This is a genomic window from Desulfomicrobium aestuarii, assembly GCF_055385525.1.
This window is the reverse complement of the sequence record NZ_AP042427.1, coordinates 1,648,299-1,669,606: the sequence shown is the minus strand read 5'-3', so window position 1 is coordinate 1,669,606 and position 21,308 is coordinate 1,648,299. Positions and strand designations below refer to the sequence as shown.

Annotated in this window: 19 protein-coding genes, 1 tRNA gene, 1 other RNA gene and 1 pseudogene; 11 read left to right on the top strand and 11 right to left on the bottom strand. The window is 65.1% G+C overall.

Annotated features, from left to right (window positions below):
* Positions 1-84: 84 nt before the first annotated feature.
* Both ssrA and ACZ5AC_RS07565 read right to left on the bottom strand, forming a co-directional pair.
* Positions 85-476, bottom strand: a transfer-messenger RNA (tmRNA) gene (gene ssrA, locus ACZ5AC_RS07570).
* A 96-nt stretch (positions 477-572) separates the two neighbouring features.
* A tRNA-Arg gene (locus ACZ5AC_RS07565) sits at positions 573-649 on the bottom strand.
* A 197-nt stretch (positions 650-846) separates the two neighbouring features.
* Here ACZ5AC_RS07565 and hslV point away from each other — a divergent pair.
* The 5 genes from hslV to ACZ5AC_RS07540 all read left to right on the top strand — a co-directional run bounded on the left by hslV (position 847) and on the right by ACZ5AC_RS07540 (position 7,871).
* Positions 847-1,395 (top strand): ATP-dependent protease subunit HslV, encoded by a 549-nt coding sequence (gene hslV / locus ACZ5AC_RS07560; RefSeq protein WP_464250337.1) that lies wholly within the window; start codon positions 847-849, stop codon positions 1,393-1,395.
* Positions 1,395-2,738: an ATP-dependent protease ATPase subunit HslU gene (hslU, locus tag ACZ5AC_RS07555; RefSeq protein WP_464250336.1), complete on the top strand. Its 1,344-nt coding sequence runs from the start codon at positions 1,395-1,397 to the stop codon at positions 2,736-2,738. The genes hslV and hslU overlap by 1 nt, the downstream gene beginning before the upstream one ends.
* A gap of 174 nt (positions 2,739-2,912) precedes the next feature.
* Positions 2,913-3,794 carry an acetylglutamate kinase gene (gene argB, locus ACZ5AC_RS07550; RefSeq protein ID WP_464250335.1) on the top strand — a complete coding sequence of 294 codons (882 nt, stop codon included), beginning with the start codon at positions 2,913-2,915 and terminating at the stop codon, positions 3,792-3,794.
* 157 nt (positions 3,795-3,951) lie between these two features.
* Entirely contained in the window at positions 3,952-6,606 is a 2,655-nt protein-coding gene (locus tag ACZ5AC_RS07545) for a DUF2339 domain-containing protein (RefSeq protein WP_464250334.1), read from the top strand.
* The gene (locus tag ACZ5AC_RS07540; protein ID WP_464250333.1) at positions 6,603-7,871 is read left to right on the top strand and encodes a DUF3999 domain-containing protein; all 1,269 of its coding nucleotides are present in this window, start codon (positions 6,603-6,605) and stop codon (positions 7,869-7,871) included. The genes ACZ5AC_RS07545 and ACZ5AC_RS07540 overlap by 4 nt, the downstream gene beginning before the upstream one ends.
* On the opposite strand, the gene ACZ5AC_RS07535 is transcribed toward ACZ5AC_RS07540, so the two are convergent.
* The 4 genes from ACZ5AC_RS07535 to gcvH all read right to left on the bottom strand — a co-directional run bounded on the left by ACZ5AC_RS07535 (position 7,868) and on the right by gcvH (position 12,574).
* On the bottom strand, positions 7,868-8,818 hold the full coding sequence (locus ACZ5AC_RS07535) for an HDOD domain-containing protein (RefSeq protein WP_464250332.1): 951 nt from the start codon (positions 8,816-8,818) through the stop codon (positions 7,868-7,870). The genes ACZ5AC_RS07540 and ACZ5AC_RS07535 overlap by 4 nt on opposite strands.
* Before the next feature lie 496 nt (positions 8,819-9,314).
* A complete protein-coding gene (gcvPB, locus tag ACZ5AC_RS07530) occupies positions 9,315-10,766 on the bottom strand; it encodes an aminomethyl-transferring glycine dehydrogenase subunit GcvPB (protein ID WP_464250331.1) in 1,452 nt (483 codons plus the stop codon).
* The gene (gcvPA, locus tag ACZ5AC_RS07525; RefSeq protein ID WP_464250330.1) at positions 10,763-12,091 is read right to left on the bottom strand and encodes an aminomethyl-transferring glycine dehydrogenase subunit GcvPA; all 1,329 of its coding nucleotides are present in this window, start codon (positions 12,089-12,091) and stop codon (positions 10,763-10,765) included. Before gcvPA ends, gcvPB begins: the two co-directional genes overlap by 4 nt.
* 102 nt (positions 12,092-12,193) lie before the next feature.
* Positions 12,194-12,574 (bottom strand): glycine cleavage system protein GcvH, encoded by a 381-nt coding sequence (gene gcvH / locus ACZ5AC_RS07520; RefSeq protein ID WP_464250329.1) that lies wholly within the window; start codon positions 12,572-12,574, stop codon positions 12,194-12,196.
* Positions 12,575-12,732: 158 nt separating this feature from the next.
* Between gcvH and ACZ5AC_RS07515 the strand changes: the two genes are divergently transcribed.
* Positions 12,733-13,272, top strand: coding sequence for a hypothetical protein (locus tag ACZ5AC_RS07515; protein WP_464250328.1), 540 nt, complete (start codon positions 12,733-12,735; stop codon positions 13,270-13,272).
* A gap of 67 nt (positions 13,273-13,339) precedes the next feature.
* A complete protein-coding gene (locus ACZ5AC_RS07510; protein WP_464250327.1) occupies positions 13,340-14,104 on the top strand; it encodes an alpha/beta hydrolase in 765 nt (254 codons plus the stop codon).
* A gap of 6 nt (positions 14,105-14,110) precedes the next feature.
* On the opposite strand, the gene ACZ5AC_RS07505 is transcribed toward ACZ5AC_RS07510, so the two are convergent.
* From ACZ5AC_RS07505 to ACZ5AC_RS07495, 3 genes are read right to left on the bottom strand one after another with little or no spacing between them, the layout of a single operon-like run.
* Complete coding sequence (locus ACZ5AC_RS07505) at positions 14,111-14,422, bottom strand: PqqD family protein (RefSeq protein WP_464250326.1); 312 nt, start codon at positions 14,420-14,422, stop codon at positions 14,111-14,113.
* Between the two features lie 25 nt (positions 14,423-14,447).
* The gene (locus ACZ5AC_RS07500) at positions 14,448-15,308 is read right to left on the bottom strand and encodes a hypothetical protein (RefSeq protein ID WP_464250325.1); all 861 of its coding nucleotides are present in this window, start codon (positions 15,306-15,308) and stop codon (positions 14,448-14,450) included.
* A complete protein-coding gene (locus ACZ5AC_RS07495; protein ID WP_464250324.1) occupies positions 15,305-15,907 on the bottom strand; it encodes a hypothetical protein in 603 nt (200 codons plus the stop codon). The genes ACZ5AC_RS07500 and ACZ5AC_RS07495 overlap by 4 nt, the downstream gene beginning before the upstream one ends.
* Before the next feature lie 145 nt (positions 15,908-16,052).
* On the opposite strand from ACZ5AC_RS07495, the pseudogene ACZ5AC_RS07490 reads away from it, so the two are divergent.
* Positions 16,053-16,553 (top strand): annotated as a pseudogene (locus ACZ5AC_RS07490) (hypothetical protein); the annotation flags it as partial.
* A gap of 15 nt (positions 16,554-16,568) precedes the next feature.
* Positions 16,569-17,510 carry a PP2C family protein-serine/threonine phosphatase gene (locus tag ACZ5AC_RS07485; RefSeq protein WP_464250606.1) on the top strand — a complete coding sequence of 314 codons (942 nt, stop codon included), beginning with the start codon at positions 16,569-16,571 and terminating at the stop codon, positions 17,508-17,510.
* On the opposite strand, the gene ACZ5AC_RS07480 is transcribed toward ACZ5AC_RS07485, so the two are convergent.
* Positions 17,491-17,844: an STAS domain-containing protein gene (locus tag ACZ5AC_RS07480; protein WP_464250323.1), complete on the bottom strand. Its 354-nt coding sequence runs from the start codon at positions 17,842-17,844 to the stop codon at positions 17,491-17,493. The genes ACZ5AC_RS07485 and ACZ5AC_RS07480 overlap by 20 nt on opposite strands.
* Positions 17,826-18,269, bottom strand: coding sequence for an ATP-binding protein (locus tag ACZ5AC_RS07475; protein ID WP_464250322.1), 444 nt, complete (start codon positions 18,267-18,269; stop codon positions 17,826-17,828). The genes ACZ5AC_RS07480 and ACZ5AC_RS07475 overlap by 19 nt, the downstream gene beginning before the upstream one ends.
* 73 nt (positions 18,270-18,342) lie before the next feature.
* Between ACZ5AC_RS07475 and ACZ5AC_RS07470 the strand changes: the two genes are divergently transcribed.
* Together ACZ5AC_RS07470 and ACZ5AC_RS07465 are read left to right on the top strand one after the other, a co-directional pair.
* The gene (locus ACZ5AC_RS07470) at positions 18,343-20,829 is read left to right on the top strand and encodes an ABC transporter ATP-binding protein/permease (RefSeq protein WP_464250321.1); all 2,487 of its coding nucleotides are present in this window, start codon (positions 18,343-18,345) and stop codon (positions 20,827-20,829) included.
* Complete coding sequence (locus ACZ5AC_RS07465) at positions 20,807-21,301, top strand: cyclic nucleotide-binding domain-containing protein (protein WP_464250320.1); 495 nt, start codon at positions 20,807-20,809, stop codon at positions 21,299-21,301. Before ACZ5AC_RS07470 ends, ACZ5AC_RS07465 begins: the two co-directional genes overlap by 23 nt.
* Positions 21,302-21,308: the final 7 nt, after the last annotated feature.

The following is a 21,308-nucleotide window of genomic DNA, read 5'->3' as shown; positions in this document are numbered from 1 at the left end:
AGTAACTCTATGAAAATAAAAAGCAAAAAGAAAACCCGCCAAGCAACCAGTCAGGTTGTCAGGCGGGTAAATCTTTTCAAGTCGTGGTGGAGCCGGGGAGAATCGAACTCCCGTCCGAGAATGCTCCGCGCAAAGCTTCTACAGGTTTAGTTCATGTTCTGCATCTCGCCTTCGGGGGAGCCCATGAACAGGCGTCCCGAAAACCAGCCCGGATGCAGTCTCGCGATTGGCTGTCCAGACAGCGGCCTTTCGCCAGCCTGATGGGGTTTGACACCCGGATACGGCTTATCAGACATCCACCGCACGGATGTGACGATCTGTGTCGTCATGCAAGGGTTACCTAATTAATTAGGCAGCCATTGCGTAGTCATAATTGTCGTTGGCAATTATGTGTGTGCTGGGTTTTAACGAGGACCTCCCAGCGCCTCGACCTGCGACTTTGGCCTCATCATCCCCGTCGAAACCAGGGCGGCCCCATTTCAAAGAACACGGTCATATAAGTAAGACCGTTTTCACGACTGGCAAGGGTAAGAAAAAAGGAGCAAACGCTGTTTGCTCCTTTGTTTCGCTCATGGTGCGCCCGGCATGATTCGAACATGCGACCTACTGATTCGTAGTCAGGCACTCTATCCAACTGAGCTACGGGCGCGTCGAGAAGTCGGTTTCTATGTGCATGGCGCGCGATCGTCAAGCAGTTTTTTACGCTCGTCGAAAATTATTTCACTCGTCCCGCAACAGCCCGTTTTTCCGGCAAATCCGGGGCATTGCCTTGACAAGGGCGGGGGAGTGCCCATTTTTGATTTTTCACTCACGCGCCACTTCAGGGCGCACAACAAGGAAGAGAACATGCCAGAAATGCGCGGAACCACCATTCTCGCGGTCAAGGACGACCACGGCGTGGCCATCGCCGGCGACGGGCAGGTCACCCTCGGCCAGGCCATCGTCGTCAAGCACGGGGCCCGCAAGGTCCGCCGGCTCTACCGCGACCGCATCGTCTGCGGCTTCGCCGGGTCCACGGCCGACGCCTTCACCCTGTTCGAGAAGTTTGAGGCGAAACTTGAAGAATTCGGCGGCAACCTCGTCCGCGCCAGCGTCGAGCTGGCCAAGGACTGGAGGAACGACAAATACCTGCGCCGGCTGGAGGCCATGCTGCTGGTGGCCGACGCCGAGACCATCCTCATGCTCAGCGGCACCGGCGACGTCATCGAGCCCGACGACGGCGTGGCCGCCATCGGCTCCGGCGGGGCCTACGCCCTGTCCGCGGCCCGCGCCCTGCGCCGCAACACCGACCTTTCGGCCGAGGAGATCGCGCGCCGCTCCATGGAGATCGCGGCCGAGATCTGCGTCTTCACCAACGACCGCGTGGTCTTCGAGACCGTGACCAGGAACTCCTGATGAATACCCTGACCCCCAGAGAGATCGTGTCTGAACTGGACAAGTACATCGTCGGCCAGAACCAGGCCAAGCGCATGGTCGCCATCGCCCTGCGCAACCGCTGGCGCCGCCGCCAGCTCGACCCCGAGCTGGCCGAGGAGATCGCGCCCAAGAACATCCTCATGATCGGGCCCACGGGCGTGGGCAAGACAGAGATCGCCCGGCGGCTGGCCAAGCTGGCCGGTTCGCCCTTCCTCAAGGTCGAGGCCACCAAGTTCACGGAAGTGGGCTACGTGGGCCGCGACGTGGAATCCATCGTCCGCGACCTGATGGAGATCGGCGTCAACCTCGTGCGCCAGGAGGAGGAGGCCACGGTCCGCGTGCGCGCCGAGGCCACGGCCGAGGAGCGCCTGCTGGACGTGCTCCTGCCGACCAAGCCCCTGGAGTCGGCCGGCGTGGACTACATCGGCCCCGAGTCCCGGGCCGCCGACTCCACGCGCGAGAAGCTGCGCCAGCTCTGGCGCGAGGGCAAGCTCGACGACAGGCTGGTGGAGGTCGAGGTGCAGTCCTCGGGCGGGGTGCAGGCCATGACCATCCCGGGCATGGAGGGCATGGAGATGCAGATGCAGGACATGCTCTCCAAGGTCTTCCCCAAGAAAAAGAAGACCAAGAAGGTCCGCGTCAGGAACGCCTACGAAATCCTCATCCAGTCCGAGTGCGAGCGCCTCATCGACATGGACAAGGTCCACGAGATCGCCCGCGAGCGCGTGCAGGAGTCGGGCATCGTCTTCCTCGACGAGATCGACAAGATCTGCGGCGGCGGGGGGAGCAGCGGCAAGGCCGACGTGTCCCGCGAGGGCGTGCAGCGCGACCTCCTGCCCATCGTCGAGGGCAGCACCGTCAACACCAAGTACGGCATGGTCCGCACGGACCACATCCTCTTCATCGCGGCCGGCGCCTTCCACATGTCCAAACCCTCGGACCTGGTGCCCGAGCTGCAGGGCCGCTTCCCCCTGCGCGTGGAGCTCTCGGCCCTGACCCGCGACGACTTCTACCGCATCCTGACGGAGCCCAAAAACGCCCTGACCGTGCAGTACAAGGCGTTGCTGGGCACCGAGAGCGTGGACATCGTCTACACCGACGAGGCCCTGAACGAGATCGCCCGCTTCGCCCAGAAGATCAACGAGGAGACCGAGAACATCGGTGCCAGGCGGCTCTACACCATCATGGAAAAGATCGTCGCCGACCTGTCCTTCGAGGCGCCGGACATGGACGGCGCGACCGTGACCATCGACCGCGACTACGTGGCCCATGCCCTGCAGGACGTGCAGGAGAACCGGGACCTGACGAGATACATCCTGTAGCGAACCGTGAGCGGTGGATGGTGTGCGGACAAGAGAACCGCCTGTCGGTGGCCGTCTCTTTCCATTCACGATTCACCGCTCGCGGACCTTGAACTTTTTCCCCCGCCTTGCCAAAGTGAGCCGTCACGCCGTTATCCCGGCACCTTTCCGCACCATCAAGCCCACGGGGGAACCATGACCGACGACGCACTCAAAGCCTCCATCCTGCTGGAGGCGCTGCCCTATATCCGCGAGTTCTACGGCCAGACCATCGTCATCAAGTACGGCGGCCACGCCATGAAGGACGAGGCCCTGCGCCGGAGTTTCGCCCTGAACATCCAGCTTCTGCGCTACATCGGCGTGAACCCCGTCATCGTCCACGGCGGCGGGCCGCAGATCGGCAACATGCTCAAGCAATTGGGCATCCAGTCCGAGTTCCGCCAGGGCCTGCGCGTGACCGACGACGCGACCATGGACGTGGTCGAGATGGTGCTCGTCGGCAAGGTCAACAAGGAGATCGTCAACCTCATCAACACCCAGGGCGGCCGGGCCGTGGGCCTGTCGGGCAAGGACGGGCGGCTCATCTGGGCCCAGAAGCTGGAGATGGCCGTGGAGCGTTCCGACGCGCCGCCCGAGATCATCGACCTGGGCAAGGTCGGCGAGGTCGTGGCCGTGGACACCTCGGTCATCACCTCCCTGCAGGCCGCCAACTTCGTGCCCGTCATCGCGCCCGTGGGCGTGGACGAGGAAGGCAACACCTACAACATCAACGCCGACTCCGTGGCCAGCGCCGTGGCCGTGGCCGTGGGCGCCAAGAAGCTCATCCTGCTGACCGACGTGCCGGGCGTCCTGGACAAGAAGGGCGAGCTCATCTCCTCCATGACCCTGCACCAGGCCGTGCACGCCCTGGAGCAGGGCGTGGTCACGGGCGGCATGATCCCCAAGATCAAGTGCTGCCTGGAGGCCGTGGACGGCGGCGTGTCCAAGGCCCACATCCTCGACGGCCGCATCGAGAACGTCATTCTGCTCGAGATGTTCACCCAGGGCGGCATCGGCTCGGAGATCGTCAGCAAGTAGCCGTCCCGCGCGCGATATGCGGCCCGGTTTCCGCCAGCGCGGGGGCCGGGCCTTTTTCGTTTCGCCCCCTTGCCTTTGCGGCCGCTGCGCGGCAAAGCCTTGCAATGCGGCCAAGGGGCTACCTCCGCGGCCGAATCCGTCAGCACCGGAGGCTTCCGTGCGCATCTTCCTCGTCATCCTGACCTTCATCGCTCTGGCCGGCGCCGCGGACACCTTCTGGCGCAGCCCCGTCATCCTCGTCCTGCCGGTGCTGTGCATCGTATGCCTCGCCCTGGTCTCGCGCATTTCCTCCCTGGAGCGCAGGCTCCGCGAGCTTGAGGGCCGTGCCGCAGCCGAGCCGAAAAGCGCGGCGAGAACGCGGATGGATGTCCCGGCCTCCGCTGCACCGGCAGCGGATGGCGCCGAAGGGGAATTCGTCTTTTCCGAGGAGGCGCCTGCCCGGCCGGTCTCGGCCCGTCCATCCCCCGCTGAACGGCCTGCGCCGAAGGCGGCCCTGCCGGGCTTCGAGGCCAGGGTCCAGGAAGGGTTCAGGACGGTGTGGGACTGGTTCGCGGGCGGGAACCCCGTGGTCAAGGTCGGCATCGTCGTCCTTTTTTTCGGCGTGTCCTTTCTGCTCAAGTACGCAGCGGACCACAGCCTGGTGTCCGTGGAAATGCGCATGTCCGGTGCCGGGCTGCTCGGCATCGCCCTCCTGGCTTTGGGCTGGCGGCTGCGGCGCGCCAACCCGGTCTACGCCCTGCTGGTCCAGGGCGGCGGGGTGGGAGTGCTGTACCTGACCATCTTCGCCGCGGCGCGCTTCGTGGGCATGCTCCCGCCCGTCGCGGCCCTGGCGCTCATGACCGGTGTCGTCATCTTCTCTGGCATCCTGGCCGTGTCCCAGGATTCCATGTCCCTGGCCCTCTTCGGGGCGACGGGCGGTTTCCTGGCTCCGGTCCTGCTGTCCACGGGCCAGGGCAGCCATGTGCACCTCTTCGCCTACTATGCCCTGTTGAACCTCGGGGTCCTGGGCATCGCCTTGCGGCGCATCTGGCGCCCGCTGAACCTCCTCGGCTTCGCCTTCACCTTCGGGATCGGAGCCGTCTGGGGCTCCCGGTACTACGCCCCTGAATACTTCGCCACGACCGAACCTTTCCTCATCCTCTTCTTCGTCATGTACGGCTTCGTCTCCATCCTTTTCGCCCGGGCCCCGCGCGAGAACCCGCGTCTGGACAGCGCCCTGGTCTTCGGCCTGCCGCTGGCCGCCTTCGCCCTGCAGATGGGACTGGTGCGCGACACGGAAATGGGCGGCGCCTTCAGCTGCCTGGGGCTGGCCGCGTGGTACGTCCTGACGCTGGCTGTTCTTCGCAAGCGCGGCGTCTCGCCCGAAGCCGTCTCCGGGGAAGGTCAGGCCCGCGGCCTGCGCCTGCTGGGCGAGGCGCATCTGGCTCTGGGCATCATCTTCGTGTCCCTGGCCGTGCCCATGGCCCTGGACGCCACCTGGACCGCCTCGACCTGGGCTCTGGAGGGGGCCGGGATGGTCTGGCTCGGTCTGCGACAGAAGCGGATCGTCACGCGCGTTTTCGGGTTGCTCCTGCAGCTCGGCGCGGCAGCCGCATTCGCGGCGTCCGTGTCTGGCCACACCCTGGACAACGGGCAGCTGCTGGCTGGCCTGTTCCTGGGCGCCGGCGGCCTGGTCTCTGCCTGGTGCTGGTGGTCCTTCCCCGGGGCGCGGCTGCGTCACGAAGAACCCCTGTCCCTGGCCGCCGGGCTGTGGGGTGCGGCGTGGTGGTACGGGACGCTCTACGCGCGCTTCGGCCGCCACGATCACCCGGAGCTGCTGGCCGCCCTGACTGCCAGCCTCGGCGTCTGGTTCCTGCTGCAGCGGCGCACGCGCTGGCCTCTGCCCGGACATCTGGCCGCGGCCGCGGCCGCCCTGATGATCCCCTTGGCCCTGGACTGGGGTCCCCACCCGCTGGCGGGCATGGGCTGGCTGGCCTGGCCCGTCGCGCTGATCGCGCTGTTTGCCGCCATGCGCGTCCTCGAGGACGGCTGGCCGCCCCTCGGGAGAAGTCTGGCGCACACGTCCGCCGGTCTTCTCGTGGCGGCGCTGGCCGCGCGCGAGGCCCACTGGCAGGCCTTCAGCGTACTCAGAATCGGGAACTGGGCCGACGCGTCCTCTGGCGCGGCGGGGGTTCTGATTTTGCTGGCGGCGGTCTTCGGCCCCCTGGACTGGCCCCTGCGCCGGCACCGCGTCGCCTACCTGCGGGCAGGGGGCGTGCTGGCGGCGATTCTGTGCCTGTGGTGGGTCGGGGTGAGTTTCACCCGCGCGGATCCGTATCCTTTATCGTACCTTCCGGTCATCAATCCCCTGGACCTGGCCCAGGCCATGGTCTTGGCCGTCCTGGCCCTCTGGGCCCGGGCCGCCGACAGGGAGGAGGCCTTCGGCTCATGGCGTTTCGGCTCGCGGGTGTCCGTCTTCCTGGCCCTGGCCGGCTTTGCCTGGATGAATTTGGTGCTGGCCCGGGCGGTGAATTATCTGGCCGGAGTCCGCTATTCCACAGAAGCCCTGTTCCGTTCCGACATCATGCAGGCTTCGTGCTCGGTGCTGTGGTCCCTGGCGGCCCTGGGCGCCATGCTCCTGGGCCGGCGCCGCGCCAGCCGTCGGGCCTGGCTGGCTGGCGCGGGACTGCTTGGCGTGGTCGTGGTCAAGCTCTTTCTGGTCGACCTGGACGGACGCGGCACCGTGGCGCGCATCGTCTCGTTCCTGGGCGTGGGGCTGCTCATGCTCGTGGTGGGGTATTTCTGTCCGCTTCCGCCCAAGGAGGAAAAATGAGGATTTTCCTGATTCTGGCCCTGCTCTTTCCCTGCAGCGCGCATGCCCTGTCGCTGGGGGAATTTGCCGGGGGCTTCACCCTCGAGGCGGAACCCGGTTTCGCCCTGCAGCGCATCGAGCTGCCCCTGGAGGTCTATAACGCCAGCGTCCGTGCCGACCTGGGCGACATGCGCGTCTTCAACGCCGCCGACGAGGAGGTGCCCATGCATCTGCGGCGCATCGTGCCCCAGACCGGCGCCGCCATCGGCCTGCCGCTTTTCCGGCTCGGCCAGGCAGAAGATGGCCGGGATTACGATCTCCGCATGCGCATCCGAACCTCGGAGCGCGGGGCTGTGGTCGAAACTCTGGTCCGCCCGTCCGGGGAGGACAACCGTCTGCTCCTTCTGGACGCCACGAACGCGCCGACCGGCCTGGGCGCGCTCCGCTTCGAGCTGGGCGAGGATTTCGGCATGCTGCGCGTCGAGGTCCGGGGCAGCGACGATCTGGCGACGTGGCAGGGCGCCGGCAGCGGCGTGCTGACGCGGATGGAGCACCGTAACGGCCGCATCCGCCAGGATCGTATCGACCTGCGGGGCCGGGCCTGGAAATACTACCTCGTGTCCGCCGTCCGGGACCTCTCGGCCGTTGAGGCGGCCTACGGCGAGCCCGCTGTCGGTCCGATCCGGCGCAGTTTCGCGCCGCTGGCAGGTCGTCTCGTTCAGCCGGGGACGCTGGAGTTCGTGCTTCCCCCAGGACTGCCCGTGGACCTTCTCGATCTCGACGAGACGGACAATGCCGTCCTCGGCGTGGAGGTGCAGGTGGCGGACGGCGACGGCTGGCGTCGCGTCACGGCCGGTTCGCTCTTTCGCCTGAACGTCGACGGCCAGCGCCTGTCGGGCTCGGGCCTGCCCCTGCGCGGGCCTCTGGCGCGGATGCGCGTCGTCATGCAGGGCGCCCAGGCGCCTCTGCGCGTGGGCTGGCTGCCCCACGAGCTGGTCTTCATGGCCCAGGGCGAGGGGCCATATACCCTGGCCGTGGGCAACCCGTCCGTTGAAGGCAGCGCCGATCTGCTGGCGCCGATGCTGACCCATGGCGGAGTCGGGGCCGCACCGCTGGGCAAGGCTGTTCTGGGGGCATGGAAACCCCTCGGCGGTGAGGAACGGTTGCGCCCCGCTCGCAACTGGACGCGGGTTGTCCTTTGGGCGGTGCTGGGCCTGGGCGTGGCCCTGCTCGGGGCCATGGCCTGGCACCTGGCCCGCGGCATGGACGGGACCGGGCGCGCCTAGTTCAGGGACGCCTGCACGACCCGGAAGTTGGCCAGGATGTCGTCGATGAGGCCCGGGCAGAGGAGGATTTCCCTGGCTTCGGCCTGGGAGAATATCTCGCGGTAGCTGGGGTCCAGGCGGTCGAGCCGGTTCACGTCGTCGAGCAGCGTGCCGTCGGGGGAGATGAGCTTGGCCACCTGATTGGCCAGGAAGAGGACGGTCAGGTACTTGGCGTGCTCGGCGTTGCAGTCCAGCTGCTGGACGGGGATCAGGGCCGGGAGGTGATGGTCCAGGACCAGGGCCTTGAGCTGTCCGGGGATGCCCCCCGACTTGGCCATGACCCAGGCAGCCTGCAGGTGCGTGGCCGTGAGGTTTTCGTATTCGAGGTTCAGGTTATAAGGAAAGTCGGCGTTCTCGTCCGGATTCTTCATGAGCAGGACAAGGACGAGCTTGCCGATGTCGTGCATGAGGCCGGCCGTGTAGAGGGTGCCGCTGTCCAGGTCCTGGCGGGCCCTGGCCATGTGTGCCGCGGTGATGGCCGTGGCGTTCATGTGCTGCCAGATGCCCTTGAACATGCGGCGGTGAACGGGTTGCCTGTAGAGAGAGTAGGGCAGGACGCCGAAGGCGATGAGATTCTTCAGGTTGACGAGCCCCAGGATGTTCACGGCCGTATGTACGGATTTGACCTCCATGGCCGTGCGGAAGAACGGCGAATTGACGGTCTTGAGCACCCTCCCGGAGAGCAGCGGGTCGCGGGTCACGAGGTCGCCCAGGTCCTTCATGCTGGCGTCGGGGTTGTCCAGGGCCGACAGGGAGGAATGCAGCGTGCCCACCTTGTCGAAGGCTTTGACCAGATTGGCCATGGCCGTGACGGTCAGGGCCGGCGGGGCCTCGTAGACATGGGTCATCTGCAGTTCCGTGGAGGCATGGGACCCGCCGTAGATATGGTCCAGGGCGCGGGATAGCACGAGCTCCCACTCCGAGAACGCATTTCTTGCCCCGGCATGCGGATGCATGTGCGTCGAGACGTTATCGCGGCGGGCAACATCCTTCGGGACAGGATTGCGTACGAAGAATACATATCCAAGTCCGGCAAGAGTCAAGAGCGCAGGTACTACAAAAATGTATGACATGAAATTCCCTACATGGAGCCGTTCAGTGATGCAGGGAAATTATATCACTTCATTTTACCTTGCAACGTGTTTCCGGTTAGCTGCATCCATGGTCAAATTCTGATGTTGGGAGAATTTTTTTTAAATAATTGTGATTTGGAATTGAAAGCATAATGGTGCATGTTGTCTTGATGGTGAATTTATATAAATGAGAATATTAAATATAATTTTGTAAAATTCAATATGTATTGCAATTTTTTTTGATGATTTTTTGTACTCCGACTCGATATTTCATGAAAAAAGCCCCCTTTCGGGGGCTTTGTATTTTACTGCAGGCTGATTTTACTGATGCCTAAAGTCCTGCGTCGTCCACCAGTTCCATGCTGCGTGCGGCGCGAACTTCGTCGAGTCGCTGCACGGGCGTGGTCACCGGCGCGTCGTGGATGGACTCCGGGTCCGTCTCCACGCGGCCGAGGATCTCGATGAGGTCGTCCACGAAGCCGTCCAGGGTTTCCTTGCTCTCGGTCTCGGTGGGCTCGAACATGAGGCATTCCTTGACGATGAGCGGGAAGTAGATGGTCGGCGCGTAGTGCCCCTTGTCCAGCAGGGCCTTGGCGATGTCCAGGGCGCGCACGCCCTTTTCGGCCTGCTTCGCGGCCGAGGCCACGAACTCGTGCATGCAGATGCGGTCGTGGGGGATTTCCAGGTGCGCCTCGATGCGCTTGCGGAGGTAGTTGGCGGCCAGGACGGCGTTCTCCGTGGCGCGCACGATACCCTCCCGACCCAGGCGCAGGATGTAGGCGTAGGCTTTGAGGATGACCCCGAAGTTGCCGTAGAAGGGCGCGATGTAGCCGATGGACTTGGGGTAGTCGTAGTTCAGGTAGTACTGGCCGTCCTCCAGCTTCACCACGCGCGAGATGGGCAGGTAGTCGACCAGGCGCTGGCTGACGCCTACGGGTCCGGAACCAGGCCCGCCGCCTCCGTGGGGGGTGGCGAAGGTCTTGTGCAGGTTCAGGTGCACGACGTCGAAGCCCACGTCGCCCACGCGCATCTTGCCCATGATGGCGTTCAGGTTCGCGCCGTCGTAGTAGAGCAGGCCGTCCACGCCGTGGACCAGCTTGACGATGCGCTCCAGGCCGCACTCGAACAGGCCCAGGGTGTTGGGGCAGGTCATCATCAGGCCCGCCACCTCGTCGTCCAGGACCTTCTCCAGCTCGTCGGGGTCGATCATGCCGTTTTTGGACTGGATGGAGACCACGTCGTAGCCGGCGATGGCCGCCGAGGCCGGGTTGGTGCCGTGGGCCGAGTCGGGCACGATGATCTTGGTCTTTTTATTGCCCTTGTCGTTGTGGTAGGCGGCCATGAGCATGACGCCCGTCAGTTCACCGTGGGCGCCGGCCATGGGCTGCAGGGTGAAGGCGCTCATGCCCGTGATCTCGCCCAGGAGCTGCTCGGTCTCGTAGAGGACCTCCAGGGCGCCCTGGGTCAGGTGCCCGGCCCCTTTGAGCTGCGGGATGAGCGGGTGCAGGTTCGTGAAGCCAGGCTGGGCGGCCACGGCTTCGGTGAACTTGGGGTTGTACTTCATGGTGCACGACCCCAGGGGATAGAAATTGCTGTCTACGCTGTAATTCAGGCGCGAGAGCCTGGTGAAGTGGCGGATGACGTCGATCTCCGACAGTTCGGGCAGCTTCGGCGCCGTGTCGCGCAGCAGGTAGGCGGGGATGTCGGCCTCGGTGTTGCCTTTGGGTTCCTTGGGCCACACGCCGGTGCGTCCCTTGGAGGAATCTTGGAAAAGGGTTTTCACAGGGCGCCTCCAATCAGTTCGGCCAGGATGCCGATGCACTGCTTCGTGGTTTTTTCGGTGCAGGCCACCAGGAGGTGGTTGTCCATGCCCTGGTAGTAGCGGCCCAGGGGGAAGCCCGGCACGAACTTCATGTCGAGGAGCTTGTCGATGACCTCGTAGGCGCGCACGGGCAGCTTGACCGTGAACTCGTTGCCGAAGGGGGCGTTGACCACGTGCACGCCGGGCAGCCGCTCCAGGCGGTTGGCCGCGTAGTGGGCGCGTTCAATGCCGACCTGGGCCGTCTTCTTCAGGCCCTGGGGCCCGAGCAGGCTCATGTACATCAGCGCCCGCAGGGCGCACAGGGCCTGGTTGGAGCAGATGTTGGACGTGGCCTTCTCGCGGCGGATGTGCTGCTCGCGGGCCTGCAGGGTCAGGACGAAGCCCGTCTTGCCGTTCTTGTCCACGGTGCGGCCGGCGATGCGGCCGGGCATCTGGCGGATGAGCTGCTTGTTGCAGGCCATGATGCCCAGGTACGGCCCGCCGAAGCTCAGGGGCAGGCCCAGGCTCTGGCCCTCGGCCACGGCGATGTCGGCGCCCATCCGGCCGGGCGTCTTCAGGATCGACTGCATGACGGGGTAGGTCGAGATGACGGACACGATCTTGTGCTCCCGGGCCTTGTCGAAGAGGGCCGTGAAATCCTGGACCGTGCCGAAGAAGTTGGGGTTCTGGACGATGACCGCGGCCGTGTCGTCGTTCAGGGCGGCGAGCATGGCGTCCATGTCCGTGTTGCAGTCCTTGTGGGGGACGGTGACCAGGTCCAGCTTGAGGTTGGTCGTGTAGCTGTCCAGCATGACCCGGTAGATGGGGTTCACGCTCTCGGAGATGACGATGCGCGAACGTCTGGTGTGCCGCACGGCCATCATGATGGCCTCGTACAGGGCCGTGCCGCCGTCGTAGAGGGACGCGTTGGCGTATTCGAGGTCCATCAGGCGCGCCACGGCGGTCTGGTACTCGAAGATGGCCTGCAGCATGCCTTGGGAGGCCTCGGCCTGGTAGGGGGTGTAGGCCGTGTAGAACTCGCCGCGGCTGCACAGGGCGTCCACGGCGCTGGGGATGTAGTGGTCGTAGAAGCCCGCCCCGAGGAACGAGGTCAGGTCCGTGTGGTTCCTGGCCGCCGTCTTTTCGAGCTTCTGGCGGACTTCCATCTCGCTGAGGCCCGAGGGGAGATTCAAATCCCCGGCCCGGAATTTTGCGGGAATATCCTCGAACAGGTCTTCGATGCTGTCCACGCCGATGGCGGCCAGCATCTCCCGCTGTTCTTCGGGAGTGTGCGGAATGAAGGGCATGGTGCCTCCGGGTATGGGGCCGCGGTCATCCAGCCGGAGGCGAGCAGTTCGTCAGGTCCTGCGATGAACCTTCGCGCAGCGGAAGGGCGGCCCGGGTAGTGATTAGTGGGCCTCGGCCGCGCAGAGTTCGGCGTAGGCGTCGGCGTCGAGGAGGCCCTGGGGCTTTGCGGACAGCTTGACCCTGAACATCCAGCCGGCGCCGAAGGGCTCCTTGTTGATCAGTTCGGGAGCGTTCTCGAGCTCGCTGTTGACCGCCACGACTTCGCCGCTGACGGGGGAGTATATTTCGCTGGCCGCCTTGACGGATTCGACGGAGCCGATCTCCTTGCCGGCCTGTGCCTGGTCGCCGGGCTGGGGCAGTTCGACGAAGGTCAGGTCGCCGAGCTGTTCCTGGGCGAAATGGGTGATGCCCACCACGGCCTCGTCGCCTTCGATTCTGACCCACTCGTGGGATTTCGCATACAGAAGTTCCTTGGGATTCATGCCTGCCTCCAGGTGAAGTATGTAAAAATATGGGGGTATTTCGCCCCTTGGCCCCTTGAGTTCGGGGTGACATAAATATATTGCCACGAAAGCGCAATGAAGAGAAGTGGGGCCGTGCAAATCGATTATGCATTGCCCGTGACTGCAAGGAGGAAGTTATGCGGTTGTGGCGTTTTTTGATCATGGTGCCGGCGTTTCTGCTTGTATCCCAGGCCGCGTGGTGCGCGGGGCTCGGAGCGAAGCAGGTGGAAGGGTTCATCGGCGCCATGCAGGAGCTCAAGCCCTATTTCGACCAGTATGCCGACGAGGCCGAGGATGACGGGGACGCCACGAGCACGTCCCGCCTCATGGGCGACTGGGCCAGAAGCCTGAAAGACCAGCGCGAGGTTGAAGGCATGCTGAAAAAGCACGGCTTCAGCGTGGAGAGCTGGGGCGAGGTCTCCCAGCAGGTGACCCAGGCCTACATGGCCGTGAAGCTCGGCAAGGACGGGGAGGACGTGCTGGGACAGATGCAGCAGTCCTTGGACGAAATTTCGTCCAGCAAGGATATCCCGGCGGAATACAAGGCGCAGATGGTTGAACAGATGAAGCAGAGCATGGCGGAAATGGAGAAGACCCTGGCCACCTCCCCGGAAAACCAGGAAGTGGTCAGGCCTTTCCTCCCGCAACTGGATACCATTTTCGAATGGCAGGAATGACGACCCGCCCGTGTCCGCAATGCCGCCTTCGGGCGGCATTGCTGTTCGCGGCGGCGTGGTTGGCACCATGCCGCGTTCCATGATGGCCGCCGCGGCCACGGCCGCGCTGTGCTACCTCGGACTGTGCGCGGTCCTCTTCGCCTTTCAGCGGTCCCTCATCTATCTGCCGCAGCCGTGTCCGCAGGCTGCCGTGGCTGGTGCCGTCTCCCTGCCTGTCGATGGCGCCGAAATCCTCGTGACCGTGCGGGAACGGGCGGGAGCCCCGGCGGTCATCTATTTCGGCGGCAACGCCGAGGTCGCACCGCGCGCCGTGCCCGAACTGGCCGAGGCCTTTCCGGACAGCGCCCTGTACCTGCCGCACTACCGCGGCTATTGCGGCAGCACGGGCAGCCCTTCCGAGGAGGCCCTGCTGGCCGACGCCCTGGCGGTGTACGACATGGTACGCAGGCGTCACGACAGCATTGTCGTCATCGGTCGCAGCCTCGGCAGCGCCGTGGCCGTGCACCTTGCCGGCAGCAGGCCCGTGACGGGGCTCGTGCTCATCACTCCCTTCGACAGCCTGGCGGCCGTGGCCGCTCGCCACTATCCGTTCTTTCCCGTGCGCCTGCTCCTGCGCGACCGCTTCGACTCCCGTTCCCGGGCCGCGCAAGTGGCCGCGCCGACCCTCATCCTGGCCGCGGAACACGACGAGATCGTGCCCCGCGGCAGCACCGAAAATCTGCATGCCGCCTTTCGTCCCGGCCTGTCGAGGCTGGTTGTCATACCTCAGACCGGCCACAACACCGTCCCCATGCTTTCCGAGTTCGCGGAACTGCTGCGCGAGATGCGCTGAGAACCTTCAGTCTTCCCGGTCTTGGCGCAAGGCGACGATGCCCCTCTGTCCAAGCTGGCGCACGAAAAGGGCCACGGCCTGTTCGGCTTCCGCCGCGAGGCAGGAGTACCGCTCCTCCACCCGGCGGGCCAGATCGGCCACGCTCGCGATGCCGTCGATGTGCGTCCAGACGAAGGAGCCCATCGCGTCCAGTTCCAGGGTGCGCATGGGGCGCGAGAGGGCCGGGGGCAGGAGGCGCGCCAGCCAGGGCTTGAGGACCGCGGGGTGCTCGATGCGGACCAGGCCCTGGGGCGTGGTCACGGTGCGGATGTCGGGCATTGGCACCGGGATGGCGGCGAGGGCGTCAGCCCTGGATGTCGGTTGCTGCATAGGTTGAGCACACACGTTCGAAATCCGCTGCGGGCAGGGAGGATCCCTGGGCCGTGACCATGAGGATTCTGTTGGTTTCGGCGTCGTGGCGGGCCCGGCCGCGTATGCGTTCGGGACCGGCCGGGAACCATGGCAGCACGCGTCGCCAGGCCGGGACGTGGCTGGCGAAGCTCGCCTGGCCTGGCCCTTGGGGCGTGACGATCATCCCGGCGCCGTACTCGCGGCCGAGGAAGCGCGCGAGCCATGCTTCGACGCCGGCGGCGCCCAGGATCACGTCGGCCGGGACGAAGCGGTCGAAGGTCAGCCCGCCGCCGGCCAAACGGAATTCCAGGCGGAAGGACCCGGGCTTGAAGGACGCCCGGCCCAGGATCGCCCCGGGCGGAGTCTCGAAGGACAGGTCGAAGCAGCGCCAGGACCGCCAAGCGTCGGGCGGCGTGAGGTCCAGTGAGGCCAGAGCGGCCTGCAGCACGTGGGGCGGGGGCGGCGCCTGGAACAGCAAGGCGGCCATCCCGCCGCTCATGCGGACGGCGAAGAGCCTGGGGGCTTTTTCCGGAGCGGCCCAGAATACGGGGGCGTCGGGCCGCGACGGTCCGACGCGGACGAACGTCGCCTCCGGCAGCCCGCAGGCCTTGAGCAGGCGCCGGCCGTCGCGGTCCGGATTGAAGGGGGATTTTTCCGGACCGAAGCGCAGTTCCAGCGACCCGGCCTGACCGCCGCCCGTGCCTAAGCCGTGGTCCGGGCGCGAGAGGCGGATAAAACCGCGATCGAGAACCGCCGGTTCCATGCCGTCGGGGATGCTCACCCGCAGCCCGTCCCAGCGCAGTTCCCGGGTCATTGGGGGATGAGCAGCCTGTAGTCGAGCATGTGGGCCGGGGTGGGGCCGTCCGCACGGCCGGGGGCGGAGGCGCTCTTGGCGTCCTGGCAGGCGTCCTCCCGCAGCCACAGGGAGCGCAGGGTCATCTTCACGGAGTTCTCCGTCTTGGAATTGTCGTCCCTGCTGTGCGTCAGCTCCAGATTGACCTGCTCGCCGCGGTTGTCGTGAAAGCTCCATTTCCAGGACATGACGGTCTGGAAGGGGTCCCCGCGCCACTCCAGGGGCTTGCCGAAGCGTTCCCGATAGCGCGCGAGCAGGTTGTCGAAGAATTGGCGGGAGTCGTCGTCGAATTTGAGCTTGATGCGGACGATCCGGCCGATCTCATTGCAGTTGGCGTAGGCCACGGAGCCGCTTCGGATGCCGGGTGCGTGGCCCGGCATGAGCTGGATCTCCATGAGGTGGCGCTCCTGGGAGAGGGGGATTTCTGTGTGCATGCTGCAGATGTCGTGGATGGTCGAGATGTCCTCGCCCAGAACGATGCCGCCGAGGGATGTCGGGAAAACTTGGGCCTGGACAGAAGAGGCCATGAAAAGCCAAAGGAAAAGCATGAGGTATTTCATGACAGAACTCTATTCCAGCGTCGCGCCGCTTGTCCAGACGCGCTGACAGGGAAAGGAGACCGAAGTGACCAGGACTCTCTTCTACTTTGCGTTCATGCTCGCCACGCTGACCTTTTACGGGGGCGAGGTCTGACCTTTCGTCGAGTCGCTTCCGGTCTGGAAGTTCGCCCTGACTCTCGGTGTTCATCTCGCGATTGCCCTGGCGCTGCGGCAGATGCTCATCCGTCGTTTCGTCCTGCCCCTGCCGATTCACCGTCAATCAACGCGCCTGCTGTTGCTGGATTTCGGGATATTCATCGCGGCCGGCCTTGGTGTCGGCGTGTATCACCATCTTTTCTGGGGCTTCCCGGTCTTCAGCGGCGTCGAGATCGTCGTCGGGTTCGCCACCATCGGGCTCTTCGCCGCCCTGGACCTGAGCCTCGAGTGGGAGCACAGGGTCATCGTCCAGGCCGACATGTCCGCCGGAAGCCTCCCCGGACCCGAGTCCTTTTTTCCCCAGACCAGGCGCTTCGCCTATCTCGCCACGGGCATCATCTTTTTCGTCACCCTGATCCTGCTGATGTTGCTCATGCGCGACATCTCCTGGCTCCAGGCCCAGGAGCGGGCCGCCGAGAACCTTTCGTCCCTGCTGTGGTCCGTGGTCTGGGAAGTGCTTTTCGTCATGGGCATTCTCCTGGCCCTGACCCTGGTCCTGGTCTATTCCTACGCGCGCAACCTCAAGATGCTCTTCCGGAATCAGACCACGGTCCTTGAAATGGTCAGCCGGGGGCAGCTTGACACCAAGGTGCCCGTGGTCACCAACGACGAGTTCGCGGTCATCGCCGGCTACACCAACACCATGATCGACCGGCTGATCGAGCGGGAGCGGATGGTCCACGGCCTGGAGCTGGCCAGGCAGATCCAGGCCAACCTGCTGCCGTCCACGTCGCCCTTTCTGCCCGGCGTGCAGATATACGGGGCCAGCGTCTTCTGCGAGGAAACGGGCGGGGATTTCTACGACTTCATGGTCCGCGACGGCCTGCACGGTCCGGAACTGGTCATCCTGATCGGCGACGTGACCGGCCACGGCGTGGGGGCCGCCCTGCTCATGGCCTCCATCCGCGCCTACATGAAGGCCCTGCTGCTGCAGCGTCTCGACCTGTCCGAGGTCATGAACAGGACCAACGCCCTCATCCACGCCGACGTCGACGACAGCGGGAATTTCGTCACGGCCTTCGTCTTGTCCTACTGTCCGCTTACGCGCAGGGCCGCATGGGTCGGGGCCGGACACGACCCAGCGTGGTTCGTGCCGTCGGCCGGAGGACCGGTCCGCACCTTCGCCGGTCGGGACATTCCCCTCGGAGTCGACCCCAAATGGCCGTACACGAAATATTCGGAACCCCTCGCAGGCGGTCTGTTGGTCATGGGGACGGACGGAATCTGGGAGTCCCTGGGTCGGGACGGCGAGATGTTCGGCAAGGACCGCCTGCTTCAGGTGGTCCGGGGCAGCGTGCAGGAGCCTCCGCAGGACATCGCCGCCCGCATTTTCGAGGCCGTCGAGAAATTCACCAGTGGCGGCCGCGTGGAGGACGACCGCACCGTGGTCATTGCGCGTCTGGCGTAGCGTCGATTTCCTGCATTGCGTGGGCCATGTCGGCGTGCATGGCGAAAATCCGGTTGTAGCCGGAAATGTCGAATATTTCGGCGATATAATCCCTGACGCCGCAGATCATGACCGTCCCGCCGCGCGGATTCAGCCGCTGATAGCTCATGACCAGGACGCGCAGACCGGCGCTGTTGATGTATTCCAGCTCCGAAAAGTCCATGACCAGGTGCCTGACCCCGCTTTCCAGGCTGAGCAGGACCTTTTTCTCGAGTTCGGGCGTGCTGGTCGAGTCGAGGCGTCCGCTGACCAGGAAAACGGCCGCGCGGGGGTGTTCTATCTGCCGGAGGTGCATGCGTTCTCCTGAATGCTTTTGGCGATGGTGATCCGTGTGCGGTTGAAGCCGTCGAACCGGGAATATTCCATCCGCGTGGCCAGATTGCGGACCAGGCACAGGCCCATGCCGCCGATCTTGACGTCTCCGGGCTGCAGGCATTTCCGGCTGGCGTGCGCGGTGGGGTCGAAAGGGGGGCCCGAGTCCACGATTTCCACCGTCATGTCGTCGCCGCTGTCCGAGATGCCGACCCGGATGCCCCTGTCCTCTCCCGGGCGCGCGCCGTGGGCGATGCAGTTCGAGACGAGCTCGTCGATGACGAGCCCGAGCCTGTAGCGCACCGACGGCGGCAGCCCCAGGGCGTCGGCGAACTCCTCGACGGCCGCGAGGAGCTCGGCCTGGTCTTCTTCGGGCCGGTTCAGGGCAAAATCGAATTTGGCGATCATGGCGTCCTTTTCTCTTCGCATAGAGTAGGGTAGGCGTGAGGTCAAACCGCAACCCGGAGGAACGGGGCAGTTCATGGTCACCAAGCGGACCCTCTATTCGTGGGTACTCGAAAAGAACGTGCGCTGGCAGGCGCTCATCGTCCTGCTGGTCGTGGCCACCGTGGGCATCCGCATCTTCCCGCTGGAGCTGCAGAAGCGCATCGTCAACGAGGCCATCGGCCTTGGCGACATGGACCTGCTCATCCTGTACTGCCTGCTCTTCCTGGGCGCGGTGCTCCTGGCCAGCAGCCTCAAGTTCATCATCAACCTCCTGCAGGCCTTCATCGGGCAGACCACGCTCGAGCGCATGCGCAGAAGCCTCTTCGCGCACATCCTGAGCCTGCCCATGTCCTTTTTCCGCACCATCCAGCCCGGCCAGGTCATCAATTCCCTGATCAACGAGCTGGCCTCGGTTTCGGGGTTCATCGGCAGCGCCGTCTCCGTGCCCCTGATCAACGTCTGCACGCTGCTGGCCATGGGCGGGTACCTCTTCTACCTGAACCCTCTGCTGGCGTGTCTGAGCTTCGTCATTTACCCCCTGCAGATCGTCATCGTGCCGAAACTGCAGAAACGCGGCAACGAGGCCAACCGCCACCGGGTCAACGTCAGCCGGGCCATCTCCGGCAGCATCGGCGAGGTGATCACGGGCGTCCACGAAGTGCACGGCCACGCCGCCTTCGCCCTGGAGAACGAAAAGTTCTACGGTCAGACCCAGCAGCTCCTGCAGGCCAACAACCGCATGAACGCCTACCGCTACGGCATCAAGTTCGCCAACAACTTCTTCGAGCACCTCGGCCCCTTCATCCTCTTCCTCGTCGGCGGCGGCATGACCATTCGCGGCCTCTTCGACCTCGGCGCCCTGGTGGCCTTCCTCTCGGCCTACTCGAGCCTGAGCGAGCCGTGGCGGGAACTCATGGATTTCTACCAGCTCAAGGAAGACAGCCTCGTGCGCTACAAGAATGTCATGGCCGCCTTCGACGTCGTCCCGGAGCACCTTCTCGTGCCCGTGGACCGCGACGTCCATCGCTTCCGCGGCGACATCGAACTGCGCGGCGTGACCTTCCGCACCCCCGAGGGGACGCGGCTCATCGAGGACGTGAACCTGCACGTGCGCCCGGGCGAGATGGTCGCCCTGGTGGGCTTTTCGGGCAGCGGCAAGTCAACCCTGGCCAAGGTCGTATCCCAGCTCATGCCCTACACCGAGGGGCAGGCGCGTATCGACGGCAACGAGGTCCGGACCCTGACCAAGCTCGATGTGGCCGAAAACGTGGGCATGGTCCCGCAGCACCCCTTCATCTTCAGCGGCAGCGTCCGCGACAACCTCCTCTACGCGAGCCGCTCCAGCGCCGCCAACGGTGTTCCGGGCTTCATCACCCCGGATCTGGACCGTATCATCGAGGTGCTGCAGCAGGTCGGCCTGTTCCTGGATGTCCTCAAGTTCGGCGGGCAGGCGGTCATCACCCCCGATGACAAACCGGAGCTGGTGGAGCGCGTCCTGGCCATGCGCCGCCTCTTCCGCCAGCGTTACGAAGGCGACTTCCTGGACGACATCGAATTCCTGGACCCCGACCGGTACATGGATTTCGGCTCCATCGCCCAGAACATCGTCTTCGGGGATTTCGTCGAGCGGCGCGTCAGGTTCGAGGAGGCCCATCGCCACAAGCGCTTCGTGGCCTTTCTGGGGGAGATCGGGCTGGAAGAGGAACTGGTCGGGTTCGGCGCAAGCGTGGCCAAGGCCACCGTCCCGATCCTGCGCTACGGGGCACAGACCCCCGAACTCTATGCCGGAAGCCCCATCCCTCGGGAGGAGATGGAGAAGTACGCCGTGGTCGTGGCCGAGCTGGCGTCCCGCAGCCAGGCCGAGCTCAAGGCCGCCTCCCGCATCCTCCTGCTGCGGCTGGCCCTGAATTTCGTCCAGGGCAGGCACAAGACGGTGCGCATGCCGGAGAACCTCAAGGAACGTCTCCTCATGGCCAGGCGGGAGTTCCGCGAAACCTTCGCCCGCTCCGGCCAAGGTGCGCTGCGCTTCTACGAACCGGACCTCTATGTGGAGTCGCGCAGCATCCGCGACAACATCCTCTTCGGACAACCCAAACCGGGGCGGCCCGGCGCCATGGACCGCATCAGCGAGCACCTGGTGCAGCTGCTCATCGAGGAGGGGGTGCTGGAGAGCATCGTGGAGCTGGGGCTCGAGTTCCAGGTCGGGAGCATGGGCGAGTACCTCTCGGGCGGACAGCGCCAGAAGATCGCGCTGGCCCGGGTATTCCTGAAGGCGCCGCCGGTCTACATCCTCGACGAGGCCACGTCGGCCCTGGACAACGCCTCCCAGGCCCGGGTCCAGAATTTCCTGAAGGCCGTGCGCGGCAGGCACACGGTCATCTCCGTCGTCCATCGTCTGGACACGGTGTCCCATTACGACCGCATCGTGGTCATGAAAGCCGGAAAGATCGTGGAGAGCGGTCCGTACGACGAACTCATGGCCGCCAAGGGGGTGCTGCATGATCTCGTCGCAAAGGCCTGAGACCCACGAGTGCGAACTGGACTGCAACCTGCGCGTGCTGCGGGAGCTGCCGTTCTTCGCGGGAATTCCCGCGGAGCTGCAGCGGGTCATGGCCTATCTCTGCGAACGCGAGGCCTTTTCGGCGGGCCAGACGGTGATGGAGGAGGGGCAGCCGGCCGACGTCGCCGTGGCCGTCATCAGCGGGGCGCTGGTCATCGAGCGCGAGGGGGTGGTCCTCGGCCGTGTGGCCCAGGGCATGAGCGCCGGCGGTCTCGCCCTGCTCGGCGTTTTCCGCTCGCTCTACACCCTGCGGGCCGAGACGCAGACCGAGTGCCTGCTCATGCACAGACGCGCGCTCCTGCCCCAGCTCGTGGCCCGACCGGAGGCCCTGGCCGGCATGGTCCGGGAGGTCATCGGCAGCGTGGTGTTCTGGGACCACCAGCGGCTGGAGCGCGGCGGGGAGCCGCACGTTCACGGGCCCGGGGTGCTCTAGCCCCGCC